This window comes from Streptomyces sp. NPDC001594, from assembly GCF_042893675.1.
Lineage (GTDB): Bacteria > Actinomycetota > Actinomycetes > Streptomycetales > Streptomycetaceae > Streptomyces.
Genome location: NZ_JBIAVB010000022.1, coordinates 99,765 through 113,121, shown reverse-complemented (window position 1 = coordinate 113,121; position 13,357 = coordinate 99,765). Strand labels below are relative to the sequence as shown.

Sequence of the window (13,357 nt, the reverse complement as noted above, 5' to 3'; positions counted from 1 at the left end):
GATCGTCCGACTGTTTTCAGCCGCGCTCGCGCAGTTCTCGTCGGAGGATCTTGCCACTGGTGGTCTGGGGAAGAACAGGCAGGATCTCCACCCGGCGCGGGTACTTGTAGGCGGCGAGGCGCTCGGCGCAGTACGCGGTGAGTTCGGCCGGCTCGGCGCGGGCTCCGGGGCGCAGGCTCACGTAGGCGGTGACGGTCTCCCCCCGGTAGGCGTCGGGGACGCCGACCACGGCCGCCTCCCGGACGGCGGGGTGGGTGTAGAGGACGTCCTCGACCTCGCGCGGCCAGACCTTGAAGCCGGAGGCGCTGATCATGTCCTTCTTGCGGTCGACGACGTAGAGCCAGCCGTCGGCGTCCATGAACCCGACGTCCCCGGTGCGCAGTTCACCGTCCGGGAAGGCGGCGGCGGTCTCCTCGGGCAGCCCCCAGTAGCCGGGCACGACCTGCGGCCCGCGGACGGCGATCTCGCCGGTCCGCCCGAGCGGGAGCTCGGCGCCGTGCTCGTCGAGGATCCGCACGAGGGTCTGCGCGCCCGGGACCCCGACGGAGAGGGTGCCGCTGCCGGGGTCGACGGGGGCCTCGCGGTGTGCGGGGACGGAGGCGCAGGGGGCGGTGCACTCGGTGAGGCCGTAGCCGTTGCGCAGGTAGAACCCGAACTCTGCGCGGAGGCGTTCGACGAGGGCGGGCGGGAGCGGGGCGCCGCCGGAGGAGACCACCTGGAAGGAGGCGAAGTGCTCGCGGGTGGCGGCGGGGTGCGCGGCCAGGGCGGTGAAGGCGGTGGCGGGCCCGATGGTGTAGGCGGGCCGGTGTTCGAGGAAGGCGTCGAGGACGGCTCCGGCGTCGAACCGGTGGGCGAGGACGAGGGTGCCGGCGTTGACCAGGCAGGCGGTGAGCTCGCAGACCAGCCCGGTGATGTGGAACAGCGGCGCGAGCACGAAGTACCCGGCTCCCTCGGGGACGGGGTGGCCGGTGACCTGGCGGACGGCGTTGTAGGTGATCGCCCCGTGCGGGTTCATGGCGCCCTTGGGGGTGCCGGAGGTGCCGGAGGTGTAGCTGATGAGCGCGGTGTCCTCGCCCCGCAACCCCGGGTCGGGCGGGGCGGGGCGGCCCTGCCGGGCCGTAGCGAGCAGGTCGGCCGGGGCCGGAGCGGGGGCCGGGGGAGATGGATGCGCGGGGGCCGGGGCGGAGCCCCTGGGTCTTTCAGCCTCCCCGGCGCTTGAGGGGGGAACGGTGGAAGGGCGGGGAGGGGCCGGCTCCGCGCAGCGGGAACCGCCGGCGGCCGGGGCCGGGGCCGGGAACACGCGGGGGTCGTTCCGGGTCTGGAAGTCCGTGGCGCGGGCCGTCAGGACGGTCCGCACCCCGGTACCCCGGACGGTCTCCCCCAGGTACGCCTCCCAGGCGGCACCCTCGCAGACCAGGGCGACCGCCCCGGAATCCGCCAGCACGTGCCGCGTCTCGGCGGACTTGTACATCGGGTTGACCGGAACGACCACCGCCCCCGCCTTCCACGCCGCCAGCACGGCCAGCACGAAGTGCGGGGTGTTCTGCAGCACGACCGCGACCCGGTCGCCCCGCCGGACCCCGCGCCCCGCGAGGTACCCGGCCAGGGAGTCGGAGAGGGCGTCCGCCTCGGCGTAGCCGACCCGTCCGTCGAAGTAGGCCAGCGCGGCCCGCTCCGGCGCCCGCGCCACGGCGGACCGGAAGGCGTCGAGCACACTGGGCGGCGGCGCGACCGGCGCCAGCTGCGCCGCGCTGAGCTGCCGCAGCCAAGGCCGGGCGGCGTAGGGGGAGCCGTTCCCGGCGGGGGTGGGCGTCATGGGGTTTCCCATTTCCGCTGGAGGTGGTTCATCGCGCCCAGCCACCGCTCGGGGTCGCTCGCGCGCCCGGCGTAGTAGTCCGCCACCTCGGGGTGCGGGAGGATCAAGAACCGGCCCTTCTCCATGCCGTCGAACAACGCGTCCGCGACCGCGTCCGGCTCGATCGCGGTCGGCGCCAGGACGAGTTCGCCCGCCGAGCCCGCGGCGGTCAGCATGTCGGTGCGCACGCCCTGCGGGCAGACGGCGTGGACCCGCACGCCCCGGTGGCGGTAGGTCAGCGAGAGCCATTCCGCGAAGGCGAGGGCACCGTGCTTGGTGACACTGTACGGCGCCGCCCCGATCATGGTGAGCAGTCCGGCGGCCGAGACCGTGGACACGAACCGCCCTTCGCCCCGCTCCAGCCAGTCGGGCAGCAGGGCCCGGGCGGCGCGCACGTGGGCCATGACGTTGGTGTCCCAGGCCGCCTCCCACACGGCCTCCTCCGCGAAGGCGTCGCCGCCCGAGGCGAGTCCGGCGTTGGCGCAGTACACGTCCACCCGCCCGCCGAGGGCCTCGCGCGCCTGTTCCACGACCGCCGAGGCGTCGCCGGGGACCGCGATCGCGCGGGCGCCGATGCCGGCGGCCACGGCGGCGGCCCGGTCCGCGTCGAGGTCGTTGACGGCGACGGTGGCGCCCTCGGCGGCGAAGCGGCGGGCGAGGGCCGCGCCGATGCCGCCGCCCGCGCCGGTGACGACGACTCGCTGGTCCTGGTACGCGTTCACGGGGATCACCTTTCGCCGCTGCTGCCCGATCCGGGCAGACTAACCAGTCGGTATGTCGGGGCGGAAGGGGTCCGCGCCGCAGCATGGCGGGATGACGCTGTCGCGACGCGGGCTGCTGGGACTGGCAGGGGCCGCCGGGGCCACGGGCGCGGTCGGAGCGGGACGGCCGGCCGGGCCGCCGCCGCCCGGCCGGGTGCGCACCGGTTTCGAGCGGCTGGCCGCCGACGGGTACGCGGAGCTCGCCGGGCAGCGGGTCGGGGTGGTCACCAACCCCACGGGGATCACCGCCGACGCCCGCCACCTCGTCGACGTGATGCACGCCGACCGACGGGCCGGCCTGGTCGCGGTGTTCGGACCGGAGCACGGCTTCCGGGGGACCGCGCAGGCGGGCGGCTCCGAGGGGGCCGGGCGGGATCCGGCGACGGGGCTGCCGGTGTACGACACGTACGGCAGGAGCGGGAAGCAGCTCGCGGACCTCTTCACCGCGGCGGGGATCGACACCCTCGTCTTCGACGTCCAGGACGTCGGCGCCCGCTTCTACACCTACGTCTGGACCCTCTACGACTGCATGCGCGCGGCCGCGCTGGCCGGCAAGGCGGTCGTGGTCCTGGACCGGCCCAACCCGGTCGGCGGCCGCCGGGCCGCCGGGCCCGTGCTGGAGCGGCCGTACGCGAGCTTCGTGGGCCGGGAGCCGGTCGCGCTCGCACACGGGATGACGGTGGCCGAGCTGGCCCTGCTGTTCGACGGCGAGTTCCTGGGGAGCGCCGGGCCGCGGCTGCGGACGGTGGCCATGGAGGGCTGGCGGCGGGGCTCCTTCTTCGGGGAGACGGGTCTGCCGTGGGTGCCGCCGAGCCCCAACGTACCCACTCCCGACACGGCGCTCGCGTACGCCGGGACCTGCCTGCTGGAGGGCACCACCCTGTCGGAGGGCCGGGGCACGACGACCCCGTTCGAGCTGGTCGGCGCGGAGGGCGTCGACCGGCGGTGGGCGGAGGCGGCGAACGGGCTGGGGCTGGCCGGGGTGTGGTTCCGGGAGGCCTGGTTCACCCCGTCCTTCTCCAAGCACGCCGGGAAGGTGTGCGGCGGGGTCCGGCTGATCGTGCACGACCGGGAGGCCTTCGACCCGGTGCGGGCGGGGATCGGGCTGCTGGTCACGGCGCGGCGGGTGTGGAGCGGGTTCGGCTGGCGGGCCGACCACTGGATCGACCGGCTGACCGGTTCCGACCGGGTGCGGACGCTGGTGGACGCGGGTGCGGGGGTCGAGGAGGTGGTGGGCGACTGGGCGGCCGGGCTGGCCCGGTTCGCGGCGGTGCGCGAGGAGTACCTGCTGTACCCGTGAGCCGCCCGCGAAAGCCACCGCCGCGGGTCTTTCCGTCGCGGCCCGGCGGCGGGATGCTGCGACCGACCCGGGGCACGGCTCGCGCGGAAGGGGGACGTCATGGCGGACGGCGGAGCGGGGATCGGGGTCGGGCCGTACCAGGAGCTGACCTTCGACGCGCAGGGGGACGTGGACCCGGCGACGCGGGCGGCGGTGGCCCGGATGGAGGCCACGGACCTGCTGGTCTTCGCCCATGGGTGGAACAGCGACCGTGCGACGGCGACACGGCTGTACGACCGCTTCTTCGCGCCATTTCCGGGACTGGTGGGGTCGGGGGTGCGGCTGGGATACGTGGGGGTGGTGTGGCCGTCGATGCGGTTCTCCGACGAGCCGATCCCGGACTTCGACCCGCACGCCGCGCTCGTGGGGGCGGAGGCGACCGGCGGTGCGGGTGTGGCCGGCGGTCCCGCCCTGGACGCGGACACGCGGGCGGCGCTGGACGGGTTCTGGCCCGGCCGGGAGGCGGAACTGGACCGGGTCGCGGCGCTGTTGGCTGAGCGGCCGGAGTCGCGGGCGGCGTTCGCGGAGTTCGGGGCGCTGGTGCGGGAGCTGGTGGGGGTGGCGGGGGCGGCCGGGCCGGGGGTGACCGGGGTGCCGGACGTGTTCGCGCTGGACCCGGTGGTGGTGTGCCGGGCCCTGACCGCCGCCCTGGCGGAGGCGGCCGCCGCGGCCGGGGAGGGGCCGGGCGCCGCGGGGCCGGCCTTCGCGCCCGGTGACGGGCTGCGCGCCCTGTGGGGCGGGGCCAAGGAACTGCTGCGGCAGGCCACGTACTACGAGATGAAGAAGCGGGCCGGGGTGGTCGGCGAGCACGGGCTCGGACCGGTGCTGACGGACCTCGCGGGGCGGCGGCCCGCCCTGCGCTTCCACCTCGTCGGCCACAGCTTCGGGGCGCGGGTGGTGTCGTTCTCGCTGCGCGCCGTACCGCAGGGGGCCCGCCACGTGAAGTCGCTGACGCTGCTCCAGGGGGCCTTCTCCCACTACGCGTTCAGCGACCGGCTGCCCCACGATCCGGGCCGCGGCGGGGTCCTGCGCGGGCTCCAGGGCCGGGTGGACGGACCGGTGGTGGCCTGCCATTCCTCCCACGACTCGGCCCTCGGGGTGTTCTACCCGCTCGCGTCCCGGATGGCGCGGGATTCGGCCGGTCTGCTCGGCTTCGACGAACGGTGGGGCGCGCTCGGTCACGACGGGGTGCAGGCGGTGCCGGGCGCCCCGCGGCTGACCCTGGAGGGGGCCCTGGCCGGGGGGCTTCCGGGGGCCGGCTGCGTCAGTGTGGACGCGGGCTCCGTGGTCCGCAGGGGCGGTCCTCCGTCGGGGGCGCACAGCGACATCTGCCACGAGGAGCTGGCCCGGATCGTGGTCGGCGCGGGGCGCATGGGGCGCTGACTTCCGGCCATGTGCCACCCACACGCCTCGACCGCCCCCGCATGCGCCCGCATCCGCTCGGGCATGTTGGGCACGTCGGGGCGGGGCGCTTCGTTCTACGCGGTGGTGACGCCGTGGTGCGGAGCGCGACGGGCGGGATACGGGCAGGGGTCTGGCGGAGGTGAAGGTACGGTGGCGGGATTTCGGAGTTTGGCCTACCAGGTGCGCGACGCGCGCAACGACCGGGCCCTGCGGCGCCATTCGCTGCGCCGCTGCCTGGAGCGGTTCGCGCCCTACGGGCACCGGGCGACGTGGTGGCACCTGTGCGACCGGCACGGGATCGCCCCCGAGGACCGGGGCGCGGATCCGCTGCGGCTGGTCGCGGCGCTGGAGGAGCTGGAGGACGCGCGGGCGGTCTGGCTGGAGTACGAGCGGCAGTTCGCGGCGCGGCGCAGACGCGAGAAGCACGACGGGGTGCGGCAGCCGGAGTGGGCCTGGGGCGGCAGCGGGGACGCCGTGGTGCGCTGCGCCGATCCGGGTGTACGGCCGGAGGGCACGCTCGGCGAGGTGCTGAGACGGCTGGTGCGGGTGCTGGAGTCGGAGCCGGGGACGGCGTGCCCGGTCTGCGGTGAGCGGGAGCTGCGCTGGCCGTCGGCGCTGGCCGGACCGGCCGCGTGGGGCGGGGCCTGGGCGTGGGACGGGCCGGTGTGCGGGGGTTGCGGGATCGTCGTGCCCCGGCCGGCCCTGGCGGACACGGTGGTGGTGCATCCGGCGCTGGTACGTCCGGCGGCGGCGGACGCGGCATGAACGCGCGTGGCGCGGACGGGGCGGGAGCCGGCTCGGCTGGGTCCGGCGGAGCAGGGGCGGGCGGCGGTGGTGCCGGCCTGGGCGGCCCCCGTGGCGAGGCGGAGTGGACTCGTACGCTCCAGGTCGCGCTGAACGGTTCGCGAGGGGCCGGTGACGGGGGCGCGGTGCCGCTGTCCCCGGTGGATCTGGCGGAGTCGGCGCTGGCGGCGGTCGCGGCCGGGGCCGGTGAGGTGCTGGTGCATCCCAGGACCCCGTGCGGGCGGGAGAGCCTTTCGCCCCGGGTGGTCGGGCCGGTGCTGGCGGAGTTGCGCGGCGCGGGGGTCCGCGTACCCCTGGCGGTGCCGGCGGGTGTGGCGGCCGAGCCGGATCCGGCGGGGCGGCTGGAGCGGGTGCGGTCCTGGACGGTGCTGCCCGACCGGGCGGTGGTGCCCTTCGCCGAGGCGGGGGCGGAGCCGTTGGGGCGGGCCCTGCTGGAGCGCGGGGTGGCGGTGGACGCCGTGGTCCCGCTGGGCGGCGGGGCCGGGACGGAACCGCTGGCCCGCTTCCTGGCGTGGAGCCCGCCCGGGTTCGAGCGGGTCCGGCTGGTGGTGGAGCTGGCGGAGGCCGACCCGGCGCTGGTGGCGGGGATGCGCTGGCTGCCGCCGGTGCCGGTCGTGCTGTACGGGCGTGAGGACGCGGCCTGGCCCGTGCTGCGGCTGGCCGCGCGGTGCGGTGCGGGCGCGCGGATCGGCGTCGGCGAGGTGCTGTCGCTGCCCGACGGGCGGCCGGCCCGGTCCAACGCCGAACTGGTCGCGGCCGCCGTGCTGTTGTGGGGCGGGGTCAGGACGACAGCCGGGAACCGCTGAGCTTCTGCCCGAAGACGTCGTCGGGGTTGGACAGCGCGCAGTTCTTCAGCGAGAGGCAGCCGCAGCCGATGCAGTCCGACAGGTGGTCGCGCAGCCGGCTGAGCCGGCTGATCCGCTCGTCGAGTTCGGCCCGCCAGGCTTCCGACAGCCGCGCCCAGTCCTCCCGGGTGGGGGTGCGCTCCTCGGGCAGCCGGGCCAGCGCGTCACGGATGTCGGCCAGCGGGATGCCCACGCGCTGGGCGGCGCGCACGAAGGCGACGCGGCGCAGCGTCTCGCGGGTGTAGCGCCGCTGGTTGCCGGCGGTGCGGCGGCTGCTGATCAGGCCCTTGGTCTCGTAGAAGTGCAGGGCGGAGACGGCTGCTCCGCTGCGCGCGGACAGCTGCCCGACGGTGAGTTCGTGGACGTTCTCGTGAATCTGCGGCACAGCTCCGAGGGTAGTCGCCGGTCCGTTGACAGACGTGTCGCCCCCCACCATGCTGAGCAAGCGCTTATTCACCGGGATACAGCGGAGACAGGGGCAGGGCATGGCCGAACCGAGGATCTTCACGTCCGCCGAGGAGTTGCACGCCGCGATCGGCGAGCCGCTCGGGCCGAGCGGCTGGCTGGAGGTGGACCAGAAGCGGATCGACCTCTTCGCGGACGCGACCGGCGACCACCAGTGGATCCACGTGGATCCGGAGCGGGCCGCCGCCGGGCCCTTCGGCTCCACCATCGCGCACGGCTACCTGACCCTGTCCCTGCTGCCCAGCCTGGTGCCGCAGGTCATGCGGGTCGAGGGGATGCGGATGGGCATCAACTACGGCCTGGGCAAGGTCCGTTTCCCCGCGACGGTGCCGGTCGGCTCCCGGCTGCGCGCCACGGCCGTGATCACGGAGGTCACGGAGGCGGGCGGCGGGGTGCAGGTCGCGGCGACGGTGACGGTCGAACGCGAGGGCGGCGAGAAGCCGGTGTGCGTGGCGGAGTCGCTGTCCCGCTACTACTTCTGAGCGGCCTCGGCGGCCGGGCGCGCGCCCACCATGCGCAGGACGAGGTCGGAGTAGAGGGCGCCGACCTCGTCGGGCGTGCGCCGCCCGTCCGCGTTGAACCAGCGGGCCACGTCGATGCACAGGGAGAGCACGGCGAGGGTGGTTCCGGGCACGTCGGGGACGTCGAACTCCCCCGCCCGCACCCCGTCGGCGAGGATGCGCCGTACGGCCGCGTCGCTGCGGCGGCGCAGGGCGACGATCTCGGAGCGGTGCTCGGCGGCCAGGGCGTCGAGCTCGTACTGGACCACGCGCGCGGTGGTGTGGTGCGCGGCGTGCCAGCGCACGAAGGACCGTACGGCGGCGTCGAGCCGGTCGGCCGCCGCGCCGGGGGCGGAGGCGGCGGACTCCAGGATCTCCAGGGCCTTGTCGTGGCCGATGCGGCTGATCCGGTGGAGCAGTTCTTCCTTGGTCTTGTAGTGGATGTAGAGGGCGGCCGGGCTCATGCCGGCGCGCCCGGCGATGTCGCGGGTGGTGGTCGCGTGGTAGCCGCGCTCCGCGAAGGCCTCCACGGCCGCGACGAGCAGCCGGCGCGCGGCGTCCGGGGTGACCTCCGACCACGCCTGGTAGCCGTCGGTGGTCTCCGCCGCGCTGTCCATCGCTCACCCTCTCCGCCCTGTAGGAAGGGAACAGCTTACCGGAGGGTGAGCAAGCGCTTAGGAACCGTGCCGGAGCCGGGGCTCAGAAGGCGGAGACGCCCGTACGGGCCCGGCCGATGAGCAGCTTCTGGATCTGGCTGGTGCCTTCGTAGAGGGTCATGACGCGGGCGTCGCGCAGCAGCTTCCCGGCCGGGTACTCGTCGACGTAGCCGTAGCCGCCGTGCACCTGCAGGGCGTTGGAGGCGGCGCGCACGGCGGCCTCGGAGGCGAAGAGTTTGGCGGTGGAGGCCTCGGTGGCGAAGGGCCGCCCGCGGTCGATCAGGTCGGCGACCCGCCAGGTGAGCAGCCGGGCCGCGTCCACGTCGACCGAGATGTCGGCGATCAGCTCCTGGACCAGCTGGTGGTGGGCGATCGGCTTGCCGAACTGCTCGCGCCCGGCGGCGTACGACACGGCCGCATCCAGAGCCGCCTGGGCGATGCCGACACAGCCGGCGGCCACCGACATGCGGCCCTTGGCCAGGGCGGACATGGCGACGGAGAAGCCCTTGCCCTCGGGCCCGAGCAGCGCGGAGGCGGGGACGCGGACGCCGTCGAGGGTGAGTTCGGCGGTGGCCTGGCCGCGCAGGCCGAGCTTGCCGTGGACCTCGCGGCGGGTCAGGCCGGGGGTGTCGGCGGGGACGAGGAAGGCGGAGATCCCGCGGTGGCCCGGGTCGGCGGGGTCGGTCCGGGCGAAGAGCAGGACCACGTCGGCCCAGGTCCCGTTGGTGATGAACATCTTGCTGCCCGTGATGACGTACGCGTCCCCCTCGCGGACGGCGCGGGTGGTGAGGGAGGCGGCGTCGGAGCCGGTGCCGGGCTCGGTCAGGCCGAAGCAGCCGAGGGCCTCGCCGGAGCAGAGGCGGGGCAGCCAGGACCGTTTCTGCTCCTCGGTCCCCCAGGCGGCGACGGTCTTGGCGACCAGGCCGAGGGAGACGGAGACGATGCCGCGCACGGAGGAGTCCCCCCGGCCGAGCTCCTCGGTGACCAGGGCGTAGGAGAGGTGGTCGCCGCCGGAGCCGCCGTACTCCTCGGGGACGGTGAGGCCGAGGAAGCCGAGGTCGCCGAGCTTCTTCACGATCGCGCGGTCCACGCTCTCGGCGCGGTCCCACTCGGCGGCGTACGGGGCGACCTCGCGCTCGGTGAACGCACGGGCGAGCCGGCGCACGGCCTCCTGCTCCTCGCTGAGCTCCAGGTTCACGGGTCCCTCCGGGCGTGGGGCGGGGTTTAACTAGCAGCGGTAGTTTCTGGCGGGCAGGGCCTACTATGTGGCGCATGGCCAGACCGCGCAAGCCCCTCCTCAGCCGGGACCGCATCGTCGAGGCGGCGGGGGAACTGGTGGACGCGGAGGGGCTGGAGGCCGTTTCGACGCGGCGGCTGGCGGCGGCGCTCGGGGTGAGCGGGCCGTCCCTCTACAACCACTTCCGGACGAAGGACGCGATCCTGGAGGCGGTGGCCGACGCGGTGAGCGCGCGGGTCGACCTGTCGATGTTCGACGGCGTCGACGGGCACTCCGACTGGCGGGCGGCCCTGCACGCGTGGGCGCACTCCTACCGGGCCGCCCTGGCGGACCATCCGAACATCGTCCCGGTACTGGCCCGCGGCCCGGGCCGCCGCCCGGCGGGACTGCGCCTGGCGGACGCGGTGTTCGGCGCCATGACGGCCGCGGGCTGGCCCCCGGCCCACGCGACCCGGATCGGCGCCCTTATGCGGTACTTCATCCTGGGCTCGGCGGTGGCCTCCTTCGCCCGGGGCTTCGTCGACGACGAGACCGCCTACGACCCGGCGGACTACCCCCACCTGGGGCAGGCCCACCTCCTGGCGGAGCGGCAGCACGAGGTCGACGAGGGCGCCTTCGAAACGGGCCTGACAGCCCTCCTGGACGGCCTGACCCTCCAGTGGAACTCCCTCCACCCCGCCAGGCCCTCCAGCCCCGCCGGCGATTGAGGCGCGGGGTCAGGGGCGGAGCCCAGACCTCCCAGCCCCGCCGGCGATTGAGGCGCGGGGTCAGGGGCGGAGCCCCTGGAGACGGAGAAAGGGCGGGGGCGGGGGCCGGCTCCGCGCAGCGGCCCACCCCGGCCCACCGGCATCGGCACCGGCACCGGCACCGGCACCGGCACCGGCATCGGCACCCGCCCTAGAACACGACCAGCGACCGCCCACCCTTACCGGCGACCATCGCCTCGAACGCGGCCGGAATCCCCTCCAGCCCGATCCGTTCGGTGACCATCGCCCCCAGGTCCAGCCGCCCCGCGCGGACATGCTCAGCGATCACCGGCAGATCCCGCGCCGGATCACTGTTCCCGTACACGCACCCGCTGAGCGTCCGCGCGAAGTGGAAGATCTCCAGCGCGTGGAAGCTCACCCGCTGTTCCTTCCCGCCGATCCCGACGACCGTCGTCCGCCCGCCCCGCCGTGTCGACTCCCACGCGCTGCGGATGGTCTCCGCCCGGCCCACGCACTCGACGGCCACGTCCGCCCCCTGCCCGCCGGTCAGCGCACGGATGTCCTTCGCCGTGGTCTCCGAGGCCAGGACGAACTCGGTGGCCCCGGCGGCCCGCGCCAGTTCCTCCTTGGCCGGGGAGACGTCGACGGCGACGACCGGTCCGGCCCCGGCGATCCGCGCGGCCTGGAGGGCGGCGAGGCCGACCCCGCCGACGCCGAACACCGCCACCGACTCCCCCGCCCGGACCCCGGCGCTGTGCCGCACGGCCCCGTACCCGGTCAGCACGGCGCAGCCCAGCAGCGCGGCCTCCTGGAGCGGGATCCCGGCGGGCGCGGGCAGCACGCAGTTCGCCGCGACGACGGTCTCCTCGGCGAACGCGGCGACGTTCAGCCCGGGGTGCAGCTCCACGCCCTCCGCGTCGTGGGCGTAGACGGCGCCGACCCCGGACAGGGCCTTGGCGCAGAGCCAGACCTCGCCGATCCGGCAGTGGTGGCACTCCCCGCAGGACGGCGCCCAGTTGAGCACCACCCCGTCGCCGGGGGCGACATGGGCCACCCCCTCCCCGACGGCGAGGACCGTCCCCGCGCCCTCGTGGCCGAGGACGGCGGGGACGGGCACGCGCATGGTGCCGTCGGTGAGGGAGAGGTCGGAGTGGCAGACCCCGGCGGCGGCGAGCCGCACCCGGACCTGCCCGGGTCCGGGATCGGGCAGCACGATCTCCCGTATCTCCAGCGGGGCTCCGACGGCGGGCAGGATGGCGGCGCGGACCATGGTCGTCGTCTCCGTGTCGTGTCTTCGGCTAGGGCGGGTTCGGGCGTTCGGGTCGGGTCTTCGGCTCGCGGGGTCAGAACTGCAGGGACTTGGTCTGGAGGTACTCCCCCAGACCGTGCGGGCCGAGCTCGCGGCCCACACCCGACTGCTTGTAGCCGCCGAAGGGCGCGAGCACGTTGAAGCGTCCGCCGTTGATGTCCACCTGCCCGGTGTCCATGCGGCGCGCGAAGGCCACGGCCGTCTCGGCGTCCGCCGCCCACACCGCGCCGCCCAGTCCGTAGATCGTGCCGTTGGCGATGCGCAGCGCCTCCTCCTCGTCCTGGTAGGGGAGGATCGCCAGCACGGGGCCGAAGATCTCCTCCTGGGCGATGGTCATCTCGGGGGTGACGTCGGCGAAGACGGTCGGGGCGACGAAGTACCCCCTCTCCTGGGGCGCGTCGAGGCCGCCCGCGACCAGGCGCGCGCCTTCCTCCACGCCCTTGGCGATGTAGCCCCGGACACGGTCGCGCTGCTTGGCGTTGACGACCGGCCCGAGGCGGGTGCCCGGGTCGCGGGGGTCGCCCGAGGGGTACTTGGCGACGGCGGCGGCCGCGAGGGTGACGGCCTCCTCGTACTGGTCCTGGTGGACGAGCATGCGGGTGAGCGCGTTGCAGCTCTGGCCGGTGTTGTTCATGACGTGTCCTACGCCCGCCGCGACGGCCTTGGCCAGGTCGGCCCCGGGCAGGATGACGTTCGCCGACTTGCCGCCGAGCTCGAGGGCGACGCGCTTGACGGCGGCGCCGGCGATGGCGCCGATCTTCTTGCCGACGGCGGTCGAACCGGTGAAGGAGACGAGGTCGACCCCTTCGTGTTCGGCCAGCGCCTGGCCGGCGACCGGGCCGGTACCGGTCACCAGGTTGAAGACTCCGGCCGGGATGCCCGCCTCGTGCACGGCTTCGGCGAAGAGCTGTGCGGTCAGCGGGGTGTCCTCGGCCGGCTTGAGGACGACGGTGCAGCCGGCGGCGAGAGCGGGTGCCACCTTGGCAACGACCTGGTGCAGGGGATAGTTCCACGGGGTGATCGCCCCGACCACCCCGACCGGCTCCATGAACACGGTGGAGTGTCCGAGCCGCTCCTCGAAGGAGTACGAGGCGGCCAGTTCGGCGTACGAGGAGGCCACCGCGATGGGCGCGCCGACGTGCACGGCCTCCGCGAAGCCGAGCGGGGAGCCCAGTTCGGCGGTGATGGTCTCGGCGATCTCCGCCTTGCGGGCGACCAGCACGTCCCGCAGGGCCCCGATCAGCGCGGCGCGCTCGGCCGCGGGGGTGGCCGCCCAGCCGGGGAAGGCGGCGCGGGCGGCACGCACGGCGGCGTCCACGTCCTCGGCCGTGCCGGCCGGTACACCGCCGATGACCCGCTCGTCGGCCGGGTTGACGACCTCGATCCGGCCGGATCCGGCGGCGGGCCGCCACTCCCCGCCGATGTACATCCCGTCGTGGGCCTTCATCGCATTCCTCCCGAGCACGCACGAGCGC

Annotated in this window: 13 protein-coding genes; 6 read left to right on the top strand and 7 right to left on the bottom strand. The window is 75.1% G+C overall.

Annotation, left to right across the window (positions count from 1 at the left end):
• Positions 1-16 precede the first annotated feature (16 nt).
• Positions 17-1,816, bottom strand: a complete 1,800-nt coding sequence (locus ACFY0O_RS33700) for a class I adenylate-forming enzyme family protein (RefSeq protein WP_388953935.1) — start codon at positions 1,814-1,816, stop codon at positions 17-19.
• Positions 1,813-2,586, bottom strand: coding sequence for an SDR family oxidoreductase (locus ACFY0O_RS33695; RefSeq protein ID WP_388953932.1), 774 nt, complete (start codon positions 2,584-2,586; stop codon positions 1,813-1,815). Before ACFY0O_RS33695 ends, ACFY0O_RS33700 begins: the two co-directional genes overlap by 4 nt.
• A gap of 82 nt (positions 2,587-2,668) precedes the next feature.
• Here ACFY0O_RS33695 and ACFY0O_RS33690 point away from each other — a divergent pair, with 82 nt between their 5' ends.
• The 4 genes from ACFY0O_RS33690 to ACFY0O_RS33675 all read left to right on the top strand — a co-directional run bounded on the left by ACFY0O_RS33690 (position 2,669) and on the right by ACFY0O_RS33675 (position 6,969).
• Positions 2,669-3,916 carry an exo-beta-N-acetylmuramidase NamZ domain-containing protein gene (locus ACFY0O_RS33690; RefSeq protein ID WP_388953929.1) on the top strand — a complete coding sequence of 416 codons (1,248 nt, stop codon included), beginning with the start codon at positions 2,669-2,671 and terminating at the stop codon, positions 3,914-3,916.
• A 99-nt stretch (positions 3,917-4,015) separates the two neighbouring features.
• Positions 4,016-5,338 (top strand): serine-threonine protein kinase, encoded by a 1,323-nt coding sequence (locus ACFY0O_RS33685; protein WP_388953927.1) that lies wholly within the window; start codon positions 4,016-4,018, stop codon positions 5,336-5,338.
• 171 nt (positions 5,339-5,509) lie between these two features.
• Positions 5,510-6,124 carry a hypothetical protein gene (locus ACFY0O_RS33680; protein ID WP_358898149.1) on the top strand — a complete coding sequence of 205 codons (615 nt, stop codon included), beginning with the start codon at positions 5,510-5,512 and terminating at the stop codon, positions 6,122-6,124.
• 77 nt (positions 6,125-6,201) lie between these two features.
• Positions 6,202-6,969, top strand: coding sequence for a 3-keto-5-aminohexanoate cleavage protein (locus ACFY0O_RS33675; RefSeq protein ID WP_388954029.1), 768 nt, complete (start codon positions 6,202-6,204; stop codon positions 6,967-6,969).
• Here the strand turns inward: ACFY0O_RS33675 and soxR are convergent.
• Positions 6,944-7,393 carry a redox-sensitive transcriptional activator SoxR gene (gene soxR / locus ACFY0O_RS33670; RefSeq protein ID WP_388953924.1) on the bottom strand — a complete coding sequence of 150 codons (450 nt, stop codon included), beginning with the start codon at positions 7,391-7,393 and terminating at the stop codon, positions 6,944-6,946. The two genes, ACFY0O_RS33675 and soxR, sit on opposite strands and share 26 nt — an antisense overlap.
• Positions 7,394-7,493: 100 nt before the next feature.
• On the opposite strand from soxR, the gene ACFY0O_RS33665 reads away from it, so the two are divergent.
• Complete coding sequence (locus ACFY0O_RS33665; RefSeq protein ID WP_358898143.1) at positions 7,494-7,955, top strand: MaoC family dehydratase; 462 nt, start codon at positions 7,494-7,496, stop codon at positions 7,953-7,955.
• Here ACFY0O_RS33665 and ACFY0O_RS33660 read toward each other — a convergent pair.
• Positions 7,946-8,590: a TetR/AcrR family transcriptional regulator gene (locus tag ACFY0O_RS33660; RefSeq protein ID WP_388953921.1), complete on the bottom strand. Its 645-nt coding sequence runs from the start codon at positions 8,588-8,590 to the stop codon at positions 7,946-7,948. The genes ACFY0O_RS33665 and ACFY0O_RS33660 overlap by 10 nt on opposite strands.
• An 82-nt stretch (positions 8,591-8,672) precedes the next feature.
• Complete coding sequence (locus tag ACFY0O_RS33655; protein WP_388953918.1) at positions 8,673-9,827, bottom strand: acyl-CoA dehydrogenase family protein; 1,155 nt, start codon at positions 9,825-9,827, stop codon at positions 8,673-8,675.
• A gap of 74 nt (positions 9,828-9,901) precedes the next feature.
• Between ACFY0O_RS33655 and ACFY0O_RS33650 the strand changes: the two genes are divergently transcribed.
• Positions 9,902-10,573, top strand: coding sequence for a TetR/AcrR family transcriptional regulator (locus ACFY0O_RS33650; protein ID WP_388953915.1), 672 nt, complete (start codon positions 9,902-9,904; stop codon positions 10,571-10,573).
• A gap of 190 nt (positions 10,574-10,763) precedes the next feature.
• Here ACFY0O_RS33650 and ACFY0O_RS33645 read toward each other — a convergent pair whose 3' ends face one another.
• Positions 10,764-11,843 carry a zinc-binding dehydrogenase gene (locus ACFY0O_RS33645; protein ID WP_388953913.1) on the bottom strand — a complete coding sequence of 360 codons (1,080 nt, stop codon included), beginning with the start codon at positions 11,841-11,843 and terminating at the stop codon, positions 10,764-10,766.
• Between the two features lie 73 nt (positions 11,844-11,916).
• On the bottom strand, positions 11,917-13,329 hold the full coding sequence (locus ACFY0O_RS33640; protein WP_388953910.1) for an aldehyde dehydrogenase family protein: 1,413 nt from the start codon (positions 13,327-13,329) through the stop codon (positions 11,917-11,919).
• Between the last annotated feature and the right edge of the window lie 28 nt (positions 13,330-13,357).